This is a genomic window from Streptomyces sp. NPDC048441, from assembly GCF_043200235.1.
Classification (GTDB): Bacteria; Actinomycetota; Actinomycetes; order Streptomycetales; family Streptomycetaceae; genus Streptomyces.
On sequence record NZ_JBICXM010000008.1, the window covers coordinates 102737 to 122180 of the forward strand.

Here is a 19444-nt window from a genome sequence, read left to right on the forward strand (position 1 = left end):
AGAGACTTTCACCGCCCGGAGGCGCCGGACCCGGCCGTCGGCAGGTAGCGCGGTGCGCGCCAGGCCTTCAGCCGGTGCTCCACCGCGGCTCCCAGGGACAGGAGCTTGGTGTCCTGGTGGTCACCGGCCATCAGGAGCAGGCCGACCGGCAGTTCGTTCACGGATCCTGCGGGCACCGAGAGGGACGGATATCCCGCGACGGCGGCTGGCGTGGAGGATGGGATGACGTCGTTGTCGCCGCGTGCGCAGTCGGTCGTCCAGGCGGGCGGGTTCGTGGGTGCGGCGATGGCGTCCAAGTGCTCGGCGGCCATGGTCTCGTCGATGGAACGCCGGGAGAGGTCCTTCAACTCGGCCCGCATCGCACGGTACTTGGGGTCGGTGGTGGGCGGCGCGGCGAGTGCCTGCTCGAACAGCTCTTGGCCGGCGAAACAGGTCTGTTCCCCGGGGTGGTCGCGGTTGAACTCGATCAGCTCGGCAAGGTTACGGGGGCCTTTGCGCGTACCGAGGTAGGCATCGATGTCCCGATGGAACTCGCTGAGCAGCGCCGGGAATTCGAGTTCGGCGAGCCGTGCCTGGTACGGGGGTGTCACCTCGACGACCACCGCTCCGGCCTTGCGCAGCTTCTTCGCCGTACGGGTCATCACCGCGTCCACGTCGGATCCGAGCGAGGGCAGGCGCCACAGGCCGATCCGCTTACCCCGGAGGCTGTTGCCGTGGAGGGTGCTGCCGTGGAGAGTGCTGCCGTGGTCTGGCGCCGCGCCCTCGCCACCGCTTATCACCGAAAGTGTGAGCGCGGTGTCGATCACGTTGCGCGCCATGGGCCCGGCCGTGTCCTGCTCGGCGGAGATCGGCACCACACCCGACTGGCTGACCAGGCCGAGGCTGGGCTTGTGGCCGACGACTCCGTTCATCCCGGCCGGGCACACGATGGAGCCGTCCGTCTCGGTACCGATGGCCACCTGTGCCAACGACGCGGCGAGCGCGGCGCCCGATCCTGCCGAGGAACCGCACGGATTCCGGTCGAGGACGTAGGGGTTGTTGGTCTGCCCGCCCACCGCCGACCACCCCGAAGTCGGCTTGGCCGCACGGAAGTTGGCCCACTCGGACGGGTTGGTCTTGCCGAGGATCACTGCCCCGGCCTTCCGCAGCCGGGTCACCAGCGCGGCATCGGTGTCGGGCGGGCTCCCGGCGAGCGCGAGCGACCCGGCCGTCGTCGGCATGTCACGGGTGTCCACGTTGTCCTTGAGCAGAACGGGAATGCCGTCCAGTGGCCCGAGGGTCTCGCCACGCCGGTGCCTCGCATCGCTGGCGGCGGCCTGGCGCAGGGCAGTCGGGTCGGTGAGCAGCACCGAGTGAATCTTGGGATCTACGCTCTCGATGCGCCGCAGGTAAGCCCGGGTCAGCCGCGACGCGGTCAGCGAACCATCCGCCATGCGCGCCTGTAACTGCGGAATCGTCACGGTGTCCAGGTCGACCCCTGGCGCGAGAGGTGACCCGATCGGCGGCGACGCACTGTCGGCGCCCTGCTCGGCACCTTGGGCTCCCGCATTCGGTACGCCCGTCAGAAGGGACCCCGCGACAAGGGCGGCGGTCATTGCGGCCATGCTCCTCTTCCCCATACGGGTCAGCGGACTACACGAACAGCTCCCGGCGCAAGGGTGCCAGGCACTGCGCCCCATTGCCCCCGGTCAGGCAGCAGCCGGCCGGGAGACGAAAACCCGCTCCAGCAGGGCGTACAGCGTGGCCCGGTCCTCGTCGCCGAGTCCGTCGAGCCCCTCCCGCGTGGCGTGCATCTTCACGCGAATCGCGTCCGTGACGCGCTCACCCTCGGCCGTGAGGACGACGTTCTTGACGCGCCGGTCGGACGGGCTCGGCTCGCGGCGCACCAGGCCGCGCTTCTCCAGCCGGTCGATGATGCCGGTCATGTTCGAGGCGTCGCAGGTCAGGGTGTCGGCCAGGGACCTCATCGCCGCGGGCCCCCGGCGCAGCACCGTCAGTGCCTTGCCCTGGCTCGCCGTGAGGTGCTCGCTCGCTGCCGCGATCGTGAAATCGCCGTAATAGGCGCCGAGGGACACCGAGAGCAACTCCATGAGCTGGGCCGTGCCGACGCGGGGAGTTCCTGTCATGGGAGTCACTTTACCCCAGAGAACTTGACGATCTCAAATATTGATGTTTACCGTCTACTCATTGCTTGAGAATCTCAAGCATCAAGGTTGTCAAGTAACTGAGAGAGAATCGCCGTGTCCCACGCACATCGCGCCGCGCCCCCGAGAGCCTCCGGGCAGACCCTGCTCGTCCTGGCGCTCGGTCTCGCCGCCATGGTCGTCTCGATGATGCAGACCCTGGTCGTCCCGGTGCTGAGCATCATCCAGACCGATCTGAGCGCCACCACGGCGAACGTCAGCTGGGTGACCACGGCCACACTCCTTTCCGCCGCCGTCTTCACGCCGCTCCTCGGCCGCTTCGGTGACCAGCACGGCAAGAAGCCCACCCTCGTCGGCGTCCTGCTCGTGATGATCGCGGGCTCGGTGCTCGCCGCCACCACCAGTTCACTGACCTGGCTGATCGTCGGCCGGGTGATGCAGGGGGCGGCGACCGCGATCTTCCCGCTCGCCCTCTCCGTACTGCGCGAGGAGATCAAGCCGGCCAAGCTGCACGGGGCCATGGCCATGGTCAGCGGCACGCTCGCCTTCGGCAGCGGGCTCGCGCTTGTCGGCGCCGGACTGCTCACCCAGGGCTCGGACCCGGACTACCACCGGGTCTTCTGGCTCGCGGTCGTGCTCGCCGTGATCGCACTGGCCGGTGTGCTGTTCGCGGTGCCGCCGTCCCGCGCGAAGACCGGCGGACGGACCGACTGGCTGGGCGCGATCACCCTCGCGATGCTGCTCGTACTGCTGCTTCTGCCCATCTCGCAGGGCCATGAGTGGGGCTGGACATCCGGCAGGACGCTCGGCGCCTTCATCGGTGCGGTGGTCATGGCGGTCGTATGGGTCGCAGTCGAGCGCCGGGTCAAGGAGCCGATGGTGGACATGAAGATGTTCGTCCACCGGCCCGTCCTCTTCACCAACCTGGCCGGGCTGCTGCTCGGGTTCGCGATGTTCGCGCAGTTCATCGGCGTCTCGTACCTGGTGCAGATGCCGGAGAGCGTCGCGGGTTACGGATTCGGTGCCTCGGTGCTCGCCGCGGCCGTCGTCTACCTGCTGCCGACCACCCTCGTCTCGCTCGTGGGCGCCCAGGTCGGAGGAGTGCTCGTACGCCGGATCAGTGCGCGCTTCACCCTGGCCATCGGTGCCGCCTTCGGTGTGCTCGGCTTCGCCTGGCTGACCGCCGCGCACGGCACCAGTGCCTCGGTGATCGGCGCGGGCCTGGTCATCGGCCTGGCGATCAGCTTCGGATACGCCTCCATGCCCGCGCTCATCGTCGCCTCCGTACCGGCCCACCAGACCGGCATCGCCAACGGGATCAACTCCATCTCCCGTTCGGTCGGCAGCGCCGTCGCGAGCGCCATGATCACCTCGCTCCTCGCGTCGAAGACGATCGCGCTGCCGGACGGAATGCCCGCACTGCCCCAGGAGAGCCAGTTCACGCTGAGCTTCGCCATCGCGGGAGCGGCCTTCGCCCTGGTCGTGGCCGTCGCCCTCGCCGGACTCAGGACGGCGGGCGCACCTCGTACGCCGGTGCTGAGGAAGGCCGACGCAACGAGGGCTGCGGAGCCTGCGAGCTCCGCGCCTGACGTCGAACTTGTCTGATCAGGTACGGAGCTCGCAGGCTCCGCGCCCGCTCCTTCCCGGCGCCCCTCAGAAAGGCACACCTCGATGAATACCCCGAACCGCCCTGGCCTCGCATCGGCACCGGTCGATCTCGACCACCGCGCGCAGGTCGCAGCCGAGACCACCCGGTTCGTCGCAGCGCTCAGGGACGCCGACCTGACGACCCCGGTGCCCGGCTGCCCCGGCTGGACACTGGCCGACCTGGTCAAGCACACAGGCAGCGTCCAGCGCTGGTTCTCGACCCTGTTGCGGGCGGGCATTCAAGAGCCCCCGCAGAGCCGCACGGTGGACCTGCGCCTCCCGGACCGGCAGGACGAGTACCCCGACTGGCTGGCCGAGAGCGCGACGGTGGCCGCGGGCGCCTTCGCGGTCACCGAACCGGCTCTGCCGATGTGGGCGTGGGGTGCCGACCAGCACGCGCGCTTCTGGGCACGCCGGATGCTCTTCGAGACCCTGCTGCACCGTGCCGACGCCGAGCTGGCACTCGGCCTGGGGCCCGCGATCGACCGCGCGGTCGCGGTCGACGGGATCGACGAATTCCTCGTCAACCTGCCCTACGCCGCCTTCTTCGCCCCCAAGGTCGCCAACCTGCGCGCCCCCGACAGGACCGTCCGCTTCCGCGCCACCGACGGCGACGGCGACTGGCTCATCCGCCTGCGGCCCGACGGCTTCGGGCTCGCCGCCACGGCTGACGCGCAGGCGCAGGCGCACACCGCTGACGCAACCGTCCGGGGCAGCGCTCGCGACCTGCTGCTCCTCGTCTACGGCCGCCTGAACCACGACTCCACGGCCCTCTCGCACGAGGGAGACGATGACCTGCTGACACACTGGTTCGCCAACTCCGCGTTCTGATACGGCGGCCAGGGTCCTGTCGGCGGGTCAGCAGGTCAGCAGCGGGTGCGGCCGAGCGTGCCCGCCGCAGAAACCGGGACGAACTCCAGGCGTACGGAGTCGGTGCGCGGCAGGACGAGGGCGACACCGGAGGACGGGGTCCAGCTCTTGGGCACGAGGACGTACTGATCAGCTGACTGGATGACCAAAGCCAGGCCCTCATAGCGGAAGCCGTAGGCGGACTTGCCGTCACCACAGCGCAGTTCGCGTACGCCGGGTTCGTGGATGGCGAGGTCACGCTCGCTGTAGAGCACGGCGGTCGGCTGTTCCGCGAGGGTCGCGCCGAAGTGAGCGGCGCGCCCGCGGCCCACCGCTGCCGCGTAGTCGTTGGCGGCCCAGAAGAGGCTGAGGCCGACGAGGACGAAGACGGCGCCCCACTCGGCGACGGCCGCCCACTCGGGACGAAGGGGCGGCCGGTCGGGGGGAGTTAAGGGAGCCGGGGGCGTGTCGCCTGTGGAGCCGGAAGCCGACTCCGGCGTCGAGTCCGCCGTCGTGGGGGCCACCGGAGATGCGGGCCGGGTCTCCGAGGCCGCCAGCGCCCTGCGCAGCTGTAGCGCGTACGCGAGCAAAATCACCCCGGAGGCCAGGCTCAGCGGGGCGAGTGCGAGGTGCGGGGTGAGAAACGTACGGGCGCGTACGCTCCACAGCCCGCCGAGCGCGAGCAGGAACCCCACCACCGCCATCGTCGGCACGATGACACTCAGCATGTGCGGCCGGTAGCCCGCCGCGAGTCGGGCCCGCAGCAGATCGTGGCCCCAGAACGCCACAAGGCCGATGGCGGCGATCGTCACCATCGGCACGAACAGGGCGTCCAGGCTGCGCATGAGGTAGTCGGTGGTGCCGAGGCCCAGGGTCGTCGCGTTGACGCCGAAGTAGTAGAAGAACCAGTACGCATGGTGCCAGCCGAAGTAGTAGAGCAGCGCGGTGACGAAGCTGGCCGGGGCGGCGACCGCGCCGAAGAGCGCACCGAAGCGACGGATCGCGGCCGCCCCGGTGGCTCCCGGCTCGTCCGGTGGCTGCGTCATGGGGCCTGCGTGGACCGGGACGCGGAGGGGGACGGGGAAACGTCTGCCGGGTCACTCTTCGGTGGGCAGGGGGCGCCACCGACGACGGTGACTGTGCTGCCCTTCTTTATCTCCGCGCCCTCGACAGGCCGGGTCAGATCGGCGTATCCGCAGGGGCTGACGCCCTCGATGGCCTCATAGACGCGGACGAGGGTGACGCAGAGCTTCTTGCCCGGACACTGGCCCGCGAACTGCGCCTGGATGTCCGGCCACACGCTGGGCTCGTCCGGACCCCTGCCCTCGTCGTTGATCGGCTGGCCCACCAGGACGATGTCGGGCACGTGCATCGGGGAGCCCGGCGCACCGCCGCCCCCGCCACCACCGTCGCCTCCCCCGCCATTGCCTCCGCCGCCGTTGCCTCCACCGCCGCTGGGGAGTCCGGGGGCACCGCCGTCACCGCCACCGCCGTTCCCACCGTTTCCGCCACCGCCGTTCCCACCACCACTGTTCCCGTTCCCCCCACCGCTGTTCCCGTTCCCACCACCACCCGTCGAGCCACCGTCATCGGAGCCACCACCCGTACCACCACCGCCCGCGGTGCCCCCGCCATCGGTGCCGCCACCGGTCCGGCCTCCACCGCCCGTAGCTGTGCTGCCCCCCGTACCGGTGTCTCCGCCCGTAGCCCCGCCGTCGCCACCTCCGCCGTCACCACCCCCTGACGTGAGCCGCTCCGACGTCGTCGGCGTCTGTCCGCCCGCCCCGTCGGAGGCGTCCGGGCCGCCCTTGGCGCACCCCACCGCCGTCACCGTCAGGCACAGCGCGAACGCCGTCGCTGCCGCCCCGACACCGGGCATCCGCCCCCGCAGCGCCATAGCACACCCCCGTACCGCAGCCCTTGAAAAGGCTGCGGTAGCTGGAGAATGGCACTTGATCCGACGTCAGTCGATGCCCGCGCCGGACCTGTTCCCGTCAACCCGGGTGTCTCGGGTGTCTCGGGTGACAGTGACAATCTTTCCCGGCGCTTCAACACTCCCGTCGAGGCCTGCGTATCCCCTGTTGAACATCGTCCGGGAGATGGGGAGCAGCATGAACGCCTGGCACGGAACTGGGGCAAGGGGGCGTGACCGTGAGCGGTAGCCCTCTGCGGTGGTTTCGTGGCCGGTCCGCGGCGAACGGCTCGGAACCCACCGGAATACGGACCGAGCGGGAGATGCACGCCGCCTACGACCTCTACGGCGGCGAGCTCTTCGGGTTCGCGTTCAAAGCCCTGGACGACCGGCAGCTCGCCGAGGACGTGGTGCAGGAGACCTTCATCCGTGCCTGGAGATCACCTCGCGGCTTCGATCCGGATCAGGGCAGCTTGCGGACCTGGTTGTTCGCCATCGCCCGGAACAGCGTGGTGGACGCCATGCGGCGGCGCACGGTGCGAGAAGGGCCCGGGGTTTCGTCATGGGACGCCGTGTCCGAGTCTCCGTCGGCGTTCGACGCCGTTGATCAGCTTCTTGACCGGATTCAACTCGGTGAGGCTCTGAACCGGTTGAGCCCACAGCACCGGGAGGCGGTGGTGGAGGTGTACTTCGGCGGTCGTACGTGCGCCGAACTGGGTAAGGAGTTGGGCATCGCGGCGTCCACCATGCGCAGTCGCCTGTACTACGGCGTGCGCTCGCTGCGGCTCGTCCTGGAGGAGAACGGGTGGCTGGCACCATGAACGAGAACTGCTTCCCCTTCCGCCCGCTCCTGACCGAGCACCTACTGCTCGGGAGGCCGCTGCCGCAGGAGCTGTCCCGGCATCTCGAACAGTGTCCGGACTGCACCCGCGAGGCCACCGAGACCGACGACGTGGTCCGTACGATGCGGCGGGTGAACCCGCTCGCGGACCGGGCCCAGCCACGAGAATCAGACATGCACGCGCGGCCGTCGAAGTCCCTCGGCGACCGAATCCGCCGGGACATGGCCGGAGCGGAAGCGGCGGAGGCCGCCCGGACCACTCGCGGGCGGCGGATCGCCCTGGGCGTCGCCGCCGCCTTCGCCGCGGCCGCTGCCGTGCTCGTTCCCCTCACGGCAGATCAGGGTCGAGCCCCTGACACATCCGCGTCCGTCGTCCTCACCCGTCAGGGCCGGATGGTCGACCGGCCGTGGGGCACCGAGGTCCCCGTGGCCCTGTCGGGGCTCGAGGCAGGGGAGACGTACCGAGTGATGACCGTCAACGCCGATGGCAGGCGCCTGCCCGGCGGCAGCGCTCGGGCCGAGACCGGCGAGTCGGTGTCCCTGCGCATGGCGACGGCCATGCGCAGGGACACCATCACGGCTCTGATCGTGGAGGACGAAGAGGGGCACGTCGTGACCCGAGTTCCCGTGCGGCCCCCTTCGGTGCAGCCCCCTTCCCTACCGCCCCCTTCGGTCTGACAGCCGAAGCAAGAGCTTCCTGACGCCGACTTCACCGGCGGCCAGGCGATCCGTCACACCCCACAACACACTCTGGAGAGAACAATGCCTTCTGCGCGCCGTGCCACATGGATGCTGGTTGCCACGCTGGGGGTGGGAGCCGGCGGACTGACTGCCGCGTCCATGGCGCAGGCCGACCCCCGGACAACGACCGCCAAAGCCTCACCGGTGACCCAGCAGCGCCCGATCCCGATCTCGGGCCGGGACCGCCTCTACACCGCCGATCAATCGTCCAACACGGTGTCGGTGGTCGATCCCTCCACGAACAGGACGCTGGGGACGATCGCACTGGGCGACCAGCGGGTCGGCAGCACCTTCAGCCCGCAGTACAGCGGCGACGCGGGGGTGCACGGCCTTGCGATCTCGCCGGACCGGCGACGCCTGGCGGTGGTGAGCGTTTCGAGCAACACCGTCCACATGGTCGACACGAGGACCAACAAGGTTCTCAGCACCACCGATGTCGGCCGTGCCGCCCATGAGGGCAGCTTCACCGCCGACGGCAAGCAGTTCTGGGTCGCGAACCGTGGCCGGGACACGGTTTCGATTGTCGACGCCGTACACGGAGGCCTCATCGCCAATGTGCGGGTGGGCCAGGGCCCGTCGAAGGTACTCATGAGCCCGGACGGCAGGAAGGCGTACGTCAACCACACCGACAAGGCCGAGGTCACGGTGATCGACGTGCGCTCCCGCAAGGTCAAGGCCCCCATCACCGGGCTCGGCGCCACGTTCTCCTCCGACCAGGCGATCTCCCCCGACGGCAAGCGGATCTGGGTCTCGCACAAGCGCGACGGCATGATCAGCGTGGTGGACCTGGTCAGCGACAAGGTCGTCAAGGTTCTCAACACCGGCCCCGACACCAACCACCCGCAGTTCGTCGACACCCGCGCCGGGAAGTTCGTCTACCTCACGATGGGAGGTCTTGACGAGACCTGGGTGTACCGCAGGACCGCCGGCGCCCCCGTCCTGGTCACAAAGATCAAGAACCACGGGCACGCGCCGCACGGCGCTTGGGCCAGTGGTGACGGCTCCCGCATGTACGTCGGTCTGGAGAAGTCCGACGGGGTGGACGTCATCGACACGGCCACCCACAAGGTGATCGACACGATCGCATCGGGCCAGGAGCCGCAAGCCATCGTCTACGCCTCCCGGGTCGCACGTCCCGGCAGTGCCGCCAACCTCGGCCGTCAAGGCCTCGGTCAGCAGGCCCACAACGTTCCCACCGTCCTGCCGGACGGCACGGCCGGCGACGATCTCGACCCGGTCAAGGGCCGCGTCCTGGAGGCCACCGTCCGCCCGGTGAGCGGGCTCGACATGATCCAGTTGCAGGCACGCGAGCTCAAGCCGAACACCGTCTACCAGGCATTCGCCGTGGCCTCGGACGGCAAGAAGACGCCCGTGCGTTCGTTCCCCACCGACGCGAACGGCAAGGCTCCGATGGCGCTCGCCTTCGGCGCCTTCGACGGCAAGAGCATTTCCATCCAGGTCAAGGGCGAGGCGACCCCGGTCCAGAAGGCGGCCTTCGCCGCCCAGGGAAGCATGCACGGCCACGCGGTGAAGACCACCGATCTCCTGTACTGCGACTGCTGCTGACCCGACTCACCCGACTCACGACTGCGAGGACATTCCCATGCCCCGTCGCTCTCGATGGCACATCTCCCCTTCGACGACTCTGACCACTCTGACCACCGCCGTCGCCGGTGCGGCGGGAGCAGTCCTGCTCTGCGCCGGGTCCGCCGCGGCCCATGTCCGGGTCATCGGTGATGTCATCCCCGGAGAACCCGCGACTCTCCAGTTCCGCGTCCCCAGTGAGCTGGCCGACGCCACCACGGTCCGCATCGCCGTCGCCGTCCCGAGCGGCCTCTCGGTCACTGCCGTGCCCGCACTCGACGGATGGACGGAGCGGACCGTCTCCCGGTCCGCGGGCCAGGGCACCCGCGTGGTCTGGACGGCAGAGCCGGGCCACGAGATCAAGCCGGCCGCAAGCAGGACGTTCAAGGTGAAGGTCGGCCCCGTACCGGACCGGCATTCCTTGACGTTCGACACGGAGCAGACCTACTCCGACGGCACCATCGCGGCATGGAATCAGGCGAAGACCGGCGCCGAGGAACCAGAGTTCCCCGCACCCGTGCTCGTCGTCGACCCCGATGCCAGTCCGTCGCCCACCGCTGCCGAGGACTCTCCGCAGCCAACAGGGAGCCACACCGCTCCCGCGCCGTCCGCCGGCCGGTGGGCGGCGATCGGCGCGGGAGGCGTCGCGGTCGCCGCGCTCGTCGCCGTCCTGTTCCGACGACGCGGGAACAGCGGAGCATCACGCGCATGACGGCTGGGCCCGCCTCGGCTTCGGTCAGGCACGGCCGGAGCCCGCGAGGTTGTACCACTTGCCGCCCCGGCCGTCCGAGTCCAGGTCGATGTAGATGCGGCTGTCGCCGGTCAGGCCCTTGCGCCCGATGACAGCCTTGCTGTTGCAGTCGGTGTTGACGCCGTCGTGGGTGTTGATCGCCTTGGTGAAGTTGCACCGGCTGCGTTGGATCGTGACGTTCCCCCGGTCCACACGCATCTCCACGATGAAGGCGTCGACCTTCCGGGAGCCGCCGCCGTCCAGGACGCGGCCGTAGCCTTCGGCGCGGAACCTCGTCTTGGTCCAGCCGATGCAGTTCGCGTACTCGATGTCGATGTTCTCACCGGACGTGTCGAGTTCCTTCAGCCATTCCTTTCCACACCGCAGTCCGTGCACGCCGCTGGCCTGCGCCTGGGGCGCGGTGACCAGTGCCCCTCCGGCAACCAGCGAAAGGGATACCAGTGTGGTGGTGACATATTTGCGCTGACGCGACATCAGATGTGCCCCCGTAGTCGTGGTGATGCGGTCCCCCGCATCACGCGTTTCACGCGAGTACCGGCGGGGCCGGGCTCGATGTATCGATCCCATCAGGGGCAGCCAACGGATCGCTAACATGAGGCCAACGGTGCTGGAGCAGGGGAGAGGGAAGGGTGCTGATTCATGCTGCCCCCGTCGCTGCGCGCGTGGCTCGGGTCGATCGCGGCGCTCGCCACACTGGTCGTCGTCGCGCTCGGGGTCCTGTACGCCGGCCACAGCGAGCCCGGCAGGGTGGACAGGTGGATCATCAAGCCGACGGCGGACAGCGTGCGGCCGCCGTGGCGGCGCGTGGCTCTGGCCGCGGATTTCTTGGGAGAGCCCGCCGGAGCGGTGATGCTGGTTGTCGCCATCGTGGCGGGCTGCCTGTTGCTTCGGTGTCCTCGCGCGGCGGTGCTCGTCGTCGCCGGAGTCGCCATGACCGTGGGGACGGGGACGCTGATCAAGTCCCTTGTGGGACGCACCATCCACGGCGACGACAACCTGTCCTACCCGAGCGGGCACACCGCCTTCGTCACCGCGCTCGCCCTCATGGTGGCGCTGCTCGTGACCGGCCGGCTCGGCCTCGGCAGGACGGCCGGTACGTCACTCGTGCTCGCCGCGGCTCTCGTCGCCGGTGCCGCCATGGGGTGGGCGCAGGTCGCTCTGGGCGCGCACTATCCGACCGACGTCCTCGGCGGCTGGTGCACCGCGCTCGCGGTGATACCTGCGACCGCGTGGCTCGTCGATCGGATAGCGGATTCCAGTCGGCGGGAGCGCCGCTGACGCCATGTCATGTCATGTCAAGCACATCGCATCACCCACATCACCCACATCACGCCAAGCGGCGGAACACGGGCTTCACCGGCTGCCCGGCCATCCAGGGCCTGGGGTCAGTGGCGTCAAGTGCCTTCCGGTACACCGCACATGCCTGGGCCACCACTTCGATGGTGCGGTCGATGTCGGCGTCTTCGAGCGCGCTGCTCACCACGAACGACGGGGCGAGCACCCCGCCCGCGATGAGCTGGCGCAGGAACAGGGTGCGGTACTGCTGCGACGGCTGCCCGTTCTCGTCGAGGGTGGCGAAGACCAGGTTGCTGGCCCGGCCCCGTACGACGATGTTCTCGCCGACGCCCATTCCGGCCGCGGCATCGCGGACTCCGGCGGCCAACCGCTCTCCGAGGGCGTGCAGTCGCGCGGTGATGCCCTCCTCGACGTAGGTGGTCTGCACGGCCATCGCGGCTGCCAGGGAGTGCGTTTCCGCACCGTGCGTGGTGGACAGCAGGAACACTCGCTCGCCGGAGTGGCGAAGGCCGCCCCGCTCCATGAGCTCGCGGCGCCCGGCAAGGGCGGAGACGGCGAACCCGTTGCCCAGCGCCTTGCCGAACGTGGAGAGGTCGGGGACGACGCCGTACAGGCCCTGGGCGCCCGCCTCGGACCAGCGGAGGCCGGTGATCATCTCGTCGAAGATCAGTACGCAGCCGTGCCGGTCGGCCAGTTCGCGTAGGCCTGCGAGATAACCGCGCGGCGGTTCGGTGTGGGAGGCCGGTTCGAGGATCAGGCAGGCGACCTCGTCCTGGTAGCGAGTGAGGAGTTCCTCCGTGGCGGCCAGGTCGCCGTAAGGGAAGGAGACGGTGAGCTCGGTGGTCGTCGCCGGGATGCCTGCGGGCATCGGCGTGGTGCCGATGAACCAGTCATCCACGGAGAAGAACGGGTGGTCGCCGCAGATGGCCACCCGTGGGCGCCCGGTGGCGGCGCGGGCGAGGCGCACGGCGGCGGTGGTGACGTCGGAGCCGTTCTTGGCGAACTTGACCATCTCGGCGGTCGGCACGGTGGCCAGGAAGCGTTCCGCGGCCCCGACCTCCACGATGGACGGCCTGACGAAGTTGCTGCCGCGGTCGAGTTCCCGTCGCACGGCCTCGATCACGCGTGGGTGGGCGTGGCCGAGGCTGACCGACCGCAGCCCTGACCCGTACTCGATGTAGCGGTTGCCGTCGATGTCCCACACGTGGGCACCGCGGCCGTGGCTGATGACCGGGGCCAGGTTCTCGGGGTACTGGTCGTCGCCCTTGGCGTAGGTGTGCGCGCCCCCGGGGATCATGGCGTGCAGCCGCTCGTTCGCCAGTCGCGACCTGGGCAGTTGGAACTCTTCGGTGGTCACGCTGACTTCAGCTCTCCTTCTGCTTCAGGGCCTCGGCGAGGCTTGGTGCCTCCCGGTCCCGCTGGGACATCGAGGTGACCGGCAGCGGCCAGGGAATGGCGAGCTCCGGGTCGTCGAAGGCGATCGTCACGTCCTCGGCCGGATCGTGCGCGCGGTCGATCCGGTACGAGATGTCCGCGGTTTCGGTCAGCGCCTGGAAGCCGTGCGCGCATCCCGCCGGGATGTAGAGGGTCACTTGCGTCTCGTCGGACAGTTCGAAGAAGGCCCGGTCGCGGTACGTCGGCGAGTCCGTCCGCAGATCCACGACGACGTCGAAGATCTTCCCGTACGAGCACCGCACGAGCTTGGCCTCGCCCGCTCCGGAGCGCAGGTGCAGGCCGCGCAGCACCCCACGGGCCGAGCGGGACAGGCTGTCCTGGATGAAGGCGTCCGGGTCAAGGCCCACCGAGCGGACCACGTCGGCGTCGAAGGTGCGGCAGAAGAAGCCGCGTTCGTCGGCGTACGGCGTCGGCTCAAACAGGAACGCCCCGTCGATCGCGGGGACTTCGGTCGCTTTCATGGAGTCTCCTGATACGGGTGGGCCTGGTAGGTCGCCGGGAACAAGGCCGTGGTCAAGGCGGTGAACTGGTGGGTGAGTTGCTGCGCGGCGGCCCTGTTCCGTTCGGCGAGGGTCTGCCGCAGCTCTGCCGAGTGCTTCTCCAGGGACCGGAACTGCCCGAGCAGTCGGTCATGGTCGATCTCGCGGGCCGGGTGGCAGTACGTGGCAAGGCCCATCTGGGCCATGAGCGCGTCGCTCTTCGCCGCATAGCTGAGGGCGAGGGTCGGTGTACCGGTCTTCAGGGCGCAGATCAGGTTGTGGTACCGGGTCGCCACCACGGTGTCGGCAGCCGCCGTCTCCTTCATCAGGTCGGCCAGTGAGGACGTCTCGGCGGCGGTGACCAGTGGTGAGTCCACCGCGTCGAGGATCGCGGCGACCACCGTCGTATCGCAGTCGTCGCCGGTGAGCAGCCGGACCGGCCTGCCCTCCTCGGCCAGCGCGCGGACGAAGCGGGTGGTCCCTTCGAGGTAGCGCCGGTGGATCTCGTCGGCGCGGGCGCGGTCGTCGTTGCCGCCGTGGAAGTCCATGACGCCTACGCAGACCTGGCCGGACGGGCCGGACGGCGGCACCGGCAGGGCGAAGGCGAGGTCCGGGTAGACCTCGTCGCGCGTGGTGTCCACGCCCATCGCCCGCATCGCGTCGCGGGACTGGGCGTCCCGGTACGAGCGGTACTTGGCGAGCCGCGCCGACCAGCGCACCAGGGCCCGGGTCGGCCGGTCGGCGATAGCGGCGGCGCCGACACCGACCAGCGCTACCCGGGTGCCGAGCAGTCGGCCACTCGCGCAGAGCAGGAACAGGGAGTACGGGAAGCCCCATGGCCGCAGTGGCAGCGTGGCCTCCAGAACGCCCATGCCGGGCACGATCACCACGTCGTGCCTGCGCACCCAGGCAGCGGTGCGGAAGGCGTCGACGAGTTTGCCGAGCCCCTTCCCGGCGATCGCGCCCGCACGTGACGCGGTCCGGTACTCCCCGCGGTACCAGTGCAGCCGGGTCGCGGGGATCCGGTACCGGGTCGCGACGGCCTCGGGCCCGCCGCACAGCGCGTCCACGACCGCCTCCGGGTGCTCGGCGCGGAGGTACCCGAGTACGGCCTCGAGCGACCCGTCGTTGCCGAGGTTGCCGGAGCCCAGCAGGCCGAACACCCCGACATGTACCGGAGTTTCACCCGCGGACGTCATGCTTGCCGCCCTTCACGGCCCGCGACGAGCGCGTCGACGGAGACGGTGAGCAGGGCCGGGTCGACCGGGGCACGGTCCTCGACCCGCTCCCCGGCGCCGGGACGGACCCGGCTTGTCATCCATGCGGCCAGGTGGCGGTAGCACGCGCGCCGGTCGGCAGCGGACAGCGGCGCCCGCCGGATCGCCGAGGCGAAGCCCCAGACGTACTCGGCGAGCAGCCGGGGCGTCGGGTGCAGCAGGCCCGCCCGGCGCGGGTCCAGGTTGACGCTCCGGGAGCGCTTGGAGGGGTTCGCCCGCTCGGCACGGGTGGGGTGGTCGCGGCGGAAGTACAGCAGCTCGGGCACCTGGTGGAAGGGCCCGTGCAGGACGATCTCGGCGACGAACGCGCGGTCCGCGTGGTGGTAGCTGTCGTGCGGCTTCACCCTGCGCAGCACATCGGCCCTCAGCACGCCGTAGAAGTCGTCGCCGCCCGGCTCGAACAGGAAACTGCGGAAGCGCTCGGGCGCGTGCGGCGAGTCGGTGGCGATCCCGTACTCGTACGGGACTTTCACCTGTCCTTTGCCGTCGATGACCGCCTGGCCGGAGTGCGCGAGGACCACATCCGGCCGCTCGTCGAGCGCCGACACGCAGCGCCGGAGCAGGTCGCGGGCGTACAGGTCGTCGTGCGAGGCCCACTTGAAGAGCTCGCCCTGGCACTGGGTGAACACATAGTTGTGGTTCGGCGCGGCGCCGATGTTCCGGAGCAGCCGGACGTAGCGGATGCGCGAGTCCCGCGCGGCGTACTGGCGGCAGATGTCCTGGGTCTTGTCGGTCGAGGCATTGTCGGAGATGACAAGCTCGAAGTCCTCGTACGTCTGGCCGAGCAGAGCGTCGAGCGACTCGGCGAGGTACTCCTCGCCGTTGTACACGGGCAGGCCGATACTCAGCCTGGGTCGGTCGGCGGTCATGAAGTCCTCACTTCGGGAACGGAGTTGTGGGGGCGCTCGCGCAGGGCGGACCGCAGCTGCAGCCACCACACGGCCGAGCCGCTCAGCGTCGCGGCAGCGACTCCCCAGGCCGAGCCGACCGTGCCGGCCACGGCCGCTCCGCCGAGCCCACCGCTGACGTAGCAGGTGGAGGCGAACAGTTGGCAGCGCAGGCTGCGCCGGGCCGCGGCGAGCGCGCGCAGCCCGGCCGCCGCGCCGGTGCCGAGGCCCGCGCCCGCGACGGCGAGGGTGACCGGCACGATGAGCTCGGCGGCGGAGTGCCAGACGTCGCCGAGCACGAATTCGCCGAGCCGGTCCGGCATCAGCAGCAGCGCCCCGCCCCAGAGCAGCGCGGCGGCGGCCTGCCCGCCGCCGAGCAGGAGGCAGAACTTGCCGAGGCGGTGCGGTGCCTGCCGCAGTACCCGTGCCGCCTCGGGGACGGTGACCAGCGAAAGGCCCATCAGCACGGCGAGGAACGGGCCGAGGAGGAGCTCGGCGCCCCGGACCGCGCCCACCGCGCCGACTCCGACGATCGCGCCGAGTCCGTACGCCCGCAGCTGACTCGCGCCGCTGAGGCTGACGTTCTCGACCAGGTAACGGGAGCCGAGATCGCGCTGCTCGCGCAGCCACCCGCGGGCTCGGGTCACTTGGGGGCGGATGCCGGACTGGAGACAGCCGTACGCGGCGGCCACCGCGGCGGACGCGCCCCAGGCGAGCACGAAGGCGGCCACGCTGCCCACGCGGGCCGCCACCAGCAGGGCCGGGGCGAGCGCGACGCCCCACACGAGGTCGTTGACGAACGCCTTCCGCCCGGCACCGGCGGCGAAGAACGCGAACCGCCAGGCATCCTGAAGGAGCAGCCCCGGCAGTACGACGCCGAGGCAGGCGAACGCGGGCCCCACGCGGCCGCCGAGAGCGAGCCCGACCACCAGGCACACCGCGCCGATGACGGTACCGACGCCGAGCGAGGTACCCGATGCCCGCGCCACCGCCCCGCGCCAGGACGCGTCCGACGCACCGCTGAAGCGCACCACGAGCGGGTCGGTGGCAAGACCGCGGGAGACGTTGAGCACCACGCCGTAGGTCACCCAGGCAAGGCTGAACACCCCGAACGCGATCACCCCCAGCGAGCGGGCCACGTAGATGCCCACCACGAAGTTGGAGATGCTGGAGGCCGCCTGGTCGGCCAGCCCCCAGGACAGCCGCCCGACGAGAGCGCGCTTGGCCGACCCGCCCGCTCTCGTCGTCTTCGCCCCCTCGGTGGTCATCGGCGTCATGCCTTGATCAGCCCGGCGGCGCCCAGGGCGTCGGCCGCGTCGGCGACTGCGCCGAACGGCAGCCCGGACCGCTCGGCGGCATCGAGCAGACTGTGCTCGCCGTCGGAGAGGCTGAGCACCCAGAGCATGGCCAGCTGGGCCTCCTTCGCGTCGCTGCGGCCGCCGAGCGATTCGTACAACCCGCGTCGGCCCAGCTGTGGTTCGCCGTACGGGCTGAGGTTGAGGTAGCGCCGGTTACGGTCGAGCACGGCGAATGCCTCGCGGCAGACGGCGAGGGTGTCCGCCATCGCCTCCGGGGTGACGAAGTCCGGGTTGTCCGCGGAGGTGTGGTACTCGGGGTAGCCCGCGTACGGGGTCCGGCTGAGCGAGCCCACGCCGAGATTGAATCCGGGTGAGCAGAACTGCCGCTCGTCGTAGCCGTACGGGGTGAACTCGGCGACGCGGTGCGGGCGTTCGGACGCGGTCAGCACATGCCGCATCACCCGGTCGATCTCCGCGTCGCCGCGCCTGCTCTGCTTGTACGTCAGTTGGCCCCGATCACCGGCACAGGCCAGCACAAGCCCATGCTTGACTTGCTCGATCCGCTCCTTGTTGCGGGCCAGCCAGGTGATGGCCCCGACGGTGCCGGGCGCGAAGATGAACCGGTAGGTGTAGTACGGCGTCTGCTCCGCCAGCGTCCGGGCCAGGAACGTCGCCACCGCGATGCCGGCCAGGTTGTCGTTGGCCAGTGACGGGTGGCAGACGTGGCAGGAGACGATCACCTCGTCGGGGACCTGCCCGGGGACGACGTGTTCGGCGTACGTGAGGTGGCCGTCGTCGAGTGTGGAGTCGACACGCACCTCGTAATCGCCGTCCGGAAGCGCGTCCAAGGTCTCCTGGGCCAGGCAGAAACCCCACTCCGGCTTGTAGTAGCTGGTGCGGTACGGCACCCAGGTCGGGTGGTCCGGCAGGGTGTGCAGGTGTTCGCGCAGCTCGGCCAGCGGCATGGTCCGCGACACCGGCACGCTGTAGCCGAGCACGTGCAGGCTGGACGCCGCGAAGTCGACGACCCGGTTGCCCGCGGTGTCGGCGATGTACGCGTCCCGGATGTTCCACTCCTGCGGCACCGTCCAGTCGAGCACTTGCGTCCCGGTCGGCACTTCGTGCACCTGTAGCGGAACGTACTCGCCGACGATCTCCAGGGTGGCGCGCACACCGTCGCCCGTGATGCTCCGGCACAGCGGGTAGAGCCGCTTCACCAGGGCGTGCATCTCCTCCCCGGACGCGGTCATCGGCGCCACCGCAGGGTGTCGTCGACCGTGCCGGCCTCGGATGCCGCGCGCAGCACGGCAAGGCGGGTGAAGCGCCGCTCGAAGTCCTCCTGGGTCAGGCCGTACTTCCGGTACGCGTCGGCGAGTTCGAGCGCGCCCCGCTTGACCGTCCACTCGCAGTCGAAGCCGGGTATCGCGGCGCGGAACCGGGAGAAGTCCACCCGGTAGGACCGCGGATCGGCGCCGGTCTCCCCCGTGATCACCACATGCGAGCCGGACACCGCCTCGGCGACCTGCTCGGCGATCTCGGCCACCGTGACGTTGTTGATCTCGCTGCCGATGTTGAACGCCCGGTCGTGCACCGCTTCCCGTGGCGCGGTCAGCGCCGCCGCGAAGGCCCGTGCGATGTCGGCGGCATGAACCAGCGGGCGCCAGGGGGTGCCGTCGGAGAGCACCAACACCTCGCCGGACAGGAGCGCGTGGCCGACCAGGTTGTTCAGCACGATGTCGGCGCGCAGCCGCGGTGAGTAGCCGAAGGCGGTGGCGTTGCGCATGAACACCGGGCTGAAGTCGTCGTCGGCCAGTGCGTGCAGGTCGTCCTCCACGCGCACCTTGGACTCCGCGTACGGCGTCACCGGGCGCAGCGGGGCGTCCTCGGTCACCAAGTTCGCCGAGTCACCGCCGCCTGCGGCGCCGTAGACCGAGCAGGTCGACGCGTACAGGAAGCGCCGCACTCCGGCGTCGTGGGCAAGCCGGGCAAGCCGTACGGACGCGTGGTGGTTGATGTCGTAGGTGAGGTCGGGCGCCAGTGACCCCAGCGGGTCGTTGGACAGCGCGGCCAGGTGGATCACGGCGTCCACCCCTGCCAGGTGTTCGGCCGTGACGTCGCGCAGGTCGACCTGATGCCCCGGCGGGTCCGCGGGCGGCGGGCCGAGGACGCAGTCGGCGAACAGTCCGGCGTCAAGACCGACGACCTCGTGCCCGGCGGCCGTGAGTACCGGGGCCATCACGGTGCCCAGGTAGCCCTGATGTCCGGTAAGCAGTACGCGCAAGG

General features: G+C 70.2%; 19 protein-coding genes. 7 read left to right on the forward strand and 12 right to left on the reverse strand.

Annotated features, from left to right (window positions below):
• Nucleotides 1-8: 8 nt before the first annotated feature.
• Both ACGFSB_RS21105 and ACGFSB_RS21110 read right to left on the reverse strand, forming a co-directional pair.
• Entirely contained in the window at nt 9-1604 is a 1596-nt protein-coding gene (locus tag ACGFSB_RS21105; protein WP_393401351.1) for an amidase, read from the reverse strand.
• Nucleotides 1605-1688: 84 nt separating this feature from the next.
• On the reverse strand, nt 1689-2126 hold the full coding sequence (locus ACGFSB_RS21110; protein ID WP_393401355.1) for a MarR family winged helix-turn-helix transcriptional regulator: 438 nt from the start codon (nt 2124-2126) through the stop codon (nt 1689-1691).
• Nucleotides 2127-2240: 114 nt separating this feature from the next.
• Between ACGFSB_RS21110 and ACGFSB_RS21115 the strand changes: the two genes are divergently transcribed.
• A complete protein-coding gene (locus tag ACGFSB_RS21115) occupies nt 2241-3749 on the forward strand; it encodes an MFS transporter (protein WP_393401357.1) in 1509 nt (502 codons plus the stop codon).
• Between the two features lie 66 nt (nt 3750-3815).
• Complete coding sequence (locus ACGFSB_RS21120) at nt 3816-4622, forward strand: maleylpyruvate isomerase family mycothiol-dependent enzyme (RefSeq protein WP_393401360.1); 807 nt, start codon at nt 3816-3818, stop codon at nt 4620-4622.
• Between the two features lie 35 nt (nt 4623-4657).
• On the opposite strand, the gene ACGFSB_RS21125 is transcribed toward ACGFSB_RS21120, so the two are convergent.
• Nucleotides 4658-5686 (reverse strand): hypothetical protein, encoded by a 1029-nt coding sequence (locus tag ACGFSB_RS21125; protein WP_393401362.1) that lies wholly within the window; start codon nt 5684-5686, stop codon nt 4658-4660.
• On the reverse strand, nt 5683-6537 hold the full coding sequence (locus ACGFSB_RS21130) for a hypothetical protein (RefSeq protein ID WP_393401365.1): 855 nt from the start codon (nt 6535-6537) through the stop codon (nt 5683-5685). Before ACGFSB_RS21130 ends, ACGFSB_RS21125 begins: the two co-directional genes overlap by 4 nt.
• 254 nt (nt 6538-6791) lie before the next feature.
• Between ACGFSB_RS21130 and ACGFSB_RS21135 the strand changes: the two genes are divergently transcribed.
• The 4 genes from ACGFSB_RS21135 (at nt 6792) to ACGFSB_RS21150 (ending at nt 10430) form a co-directional block, all read left to right on the forward strand.
• Nucleotides 6792-7373: a sigma-70 family RNA polymerase sigma factor gene (locus tag ACGFSB_RS21135; RefSeq protein WP_393401368.1), complete on the forward strand. Its 582-nt coding sequence runs from the start codon at nt 6792-6794 to the stop codon at nt 7371-7373.
• Complete coding sequence (locus ACGFSB_RS21140) at nt 7358-8071, forward strand: hypothetical protein (RefSeq protein WP_393401371.1); 714 nt, start codon at nt 7358-7360, stop codon at nt 8069-8071. Before ACGFSB_RS21135 ends, ACGFSB_RS21140 begins: the two co-directional genes overlap by 16 nt.
• Nucleotides 8072-8278: 207 nt before the next feature.
• Nucleotides 8279-9700 (forward strand): YncE family protein, encoded by a 1422-nt coding sequence (locus tag ACGFSB_RS21145; RefSeq protein ID WP_393401374.1) that lies wholly within the window; start codon nt 8279-8281, stop codon nt 9698-9700.
• 37 nt (nt 9701-9737) lie between these two features.
• The gene (locus tag ACGFSB_RS21150; RefSeq protein ID WP_393401377.1) at nt 9738-10430 is read left to right on the forward strand and encodes a DUF1775 domain-containing protein; all 693 of its coding nucleotides are present in this window, start codon (nt 9738-9740) and stop codon (nt 10428-10430) included.
• Between the two features lie 24 nt (nt 10431-10454).
• On the opposite strand, the gene ACGFSB_RS21155 is transcribed toward ACGFSB_RS21150, so the two are convergent.
• Nucleotides 10455-10943 carry a hypothetical protein gene (locus ACGFSB_RS21155; protein WP_393401380.1) on the reverse strand — a complete coding sequence of 163 codons (489 nt, stop codon included), beginning with the start codon at nt 10941-10943 and terminating at the stop codon, nt 10455-10457.
• A 165-nt stretch (nt 10944-11108) separates the two neighbouring features.
• Between ACGFSB_RS21155 and ACGFSB_RS21160 the strand changes: the two genes are divergently transcribed.
• Entirely contained in the window at nt 11109-11747 is a 639-nt protein-coding gene (locus tag ACGFSB_RS21160; protein ID WP_393401382.1) for a phosphatase PAP2 family protein, read from the forward strand.
• A gap of 49 nt (nt 11748-11796) precedes the next feature.
• On the opposite strand, the gene ACGFSB_RS21165 is transcribed toward ACGFSB_RS21160, so the two are convergent.
• From ACGFSB_RS21165 to ACGFSB_RS21195, 7 genes are read right to left on the reverse strand one after another with little or no spacing between them, the layout of a single operon-like run.
• On the reverse strand, nt 11797-13122 hold the full coding sequence (locus tag ACGFSB_RS21165) for a glutamate-1-semialdehyde 2,1-aminomutase (protein ID WP_393401385.1): 1326 nt from the start codon (nt 13120-13122) through the stop codon (nt 11797-11799).
• A 7-nt stretch (nt 13123-13129) separates the two neighbouring features.
• Nucleotides 13130-13681, reverse strand: coding sequence for a dTDP-4-dehydrorhamnose 3,5-epimerase (gene rfbC, locus ACGFSB_RS21170; protein ID WP_393401388.1), 552 nt, complete (start codon nt 13679-13681; stop codon nt 13130-13132).
• Nucleotides 13678-14898: a polysaccharide pyruvyl transferase family protein gene (locus ACGFSB_RS21175; RefSeq protein ID WP_393401391.1), complete on the reverse strand. Its 1221-nt coding sequence runs from the start codon at nt 14896-14898 to the stop codon at nt 13678-13680. The genes rfbC and ACGFSB_RS21175 overlap by 4 nt, the downstream gene beginning before the upstream one ends.
• Nucleotides 14895-15845, reverse strand: coding sequence for a glycosyltransferase family 2 protein (locus ACGFSB_RS21180; protein ID WP_393401393.1), 951 nt, complete (start codon nt 15843-15845; stop codon nt 14895-14897). The genes ACGFSB_RS21175 and ACGFSB_RS21180 overlap by 4 nt, the downstream gene beginning before the upstream one ends.
• Nucleotides 15842-17131 carry a hypothetical protein gene (locus tag ACGFSB_RS21185; RefSeq protein ID WP_393401983.1) on the reverse strand — a complete coding sequence of 430 codons (1290 nt, stop codon included), beginning with the start codon at nt 17129-17131 and terminating at the stop codon, nt 15842-15844. Before ACGFSB_RS21185 ends, ACGFSB_RS21180 begins: the two co-directional genes overlap by 4 nt.
• A gap of 5 nt (nt 17132-17136) precedes the next feature.
• On the reverse strand, nt 17137-18411 hold the full coding sequence (locus tag ACGFSB_RS21190) for a DUF4910 domain-containing protein (protein WP_393401395.1): 1275 nt from the start codon (nt 18409-18411) through the stop codon (nt 17137-17139).
• Nucleotides 18408-19442 carry an NAD-dependent epimerase/dehydratase family protein gene (locus ACGFSB_RS21195; protein WP_393401398.1) on the reverse strand — a complete coding sequence of 345 codons (1035 nt, stop codon included), beginning with the start codon at nt 19440-19442 and terminating at the stop codon, nt 18408-18410. Before ACGFSB_RS21195 ends, ACGFSB_RS21190 begins: the two co-directional genes overlap by 4 nt.
• Nucleotides 19443-19444 lie beyond the last annotated feature (2 nt).

Excerpts from the sequence above, each read along its gene's own strand:
- ACGFSB_RS21105 (WP_393401351.1), bottom strand. The coding sequence starts at position 1,604 with ATGGCCGCAATGACCGCCGCCCTTGTCGCGGGGTCCCTTCTGACGGGC.
- ACGFSB_RS21130 (WP_393401365.1), bottom strand. The coding sequence starts at position 6,537 with ATGGCGCTGCGGGGGCGGATGCCCGGTGTCGGGGCGGCAGCGACGGCG.
- ACGFSB_RS21110 (WP_393401355.1), bottom strand. The coding sequence starts at position 2,126 with ATGACAGGAACTCCCCGCGTCGGCACGGCCCAGCTCATGGAGTTGCTC.
- ACGFSB_RS21150 (WP_393401377.1), top strand. The coding sequence starts at position 9,738 with ATGCCCCGTCGCTCTCGATGGCACATCTCCCCTTCGACGACTCTGACC.
- ACGFSB_RS21175 (WP_393401391.1), bottom strand. The coding sequence starts at position 14,898 with ATGACGTCCGCGGGTGAAACTCCGGTACATGTCGGGGTGTTCGGCCTG.
- ACGFSB_RS21185 (WP_393401983.1), bottom strand. The coding sequence starts at position 17,131 with ATGACCACCGAGGGGGCGAAGACGACGAGAGCGGGCGGGTCGGCCAAG.
- rfbC (WP_393401388.1), bottom strand. The coding sequence starts at position 13,681 with ATGAAAGCGACCGAAGTCCCCGCGATCGACGGGGCGTTCCTGTTTGAG.
- ACGFSB_RS21190 (WP_393401395.1), bottom strand. The coding sequence starts at position 18,411 with ATGACCGCGTCCGGGGAGGAGATGCACGCCCTGGTGAAGCGGCTCTAC.
- ACGFSB_RS21120 (WP_393401360.1), top strand. The coding sequence starts at position 3,816 with ATGAATACCCCGAACCGCCCTGGCCTCGCATCGGCACCGGTCGATCTC.
- ACGFSB_RS21160 (WP_393401382.1), top strand. The coding sequence starts at position 11,109 with ATGCTGCCCCCGTCGCTGCGCGCGTGGCTCGGGTCGATCGCGGCGCTC.
- ACGFSB_RS21180 (WP_393401393.1), bottom strand. The coding sequence starts at position 15,845 with ATGACCGCCGACCGACCCAGGCTGAGTATCGGCCTGCCCGTGTACAAC.
- ACGFSB_RS21155 (WP_393401380.1), bottom strand. The coding sequence starts at position 10,943 with ATGTCGCGTCAGCGCAAATATGTCACCACCACACTGGTATCCCTTTCG.
- ACGFSB_RS21125 (WP_393401362.1), bottom strand. The coding sequence starts at position 5,686 with ATGACGCAGCCACCGGACGAGCCGGGAGCCACCGGGGCGGCCGCGATC.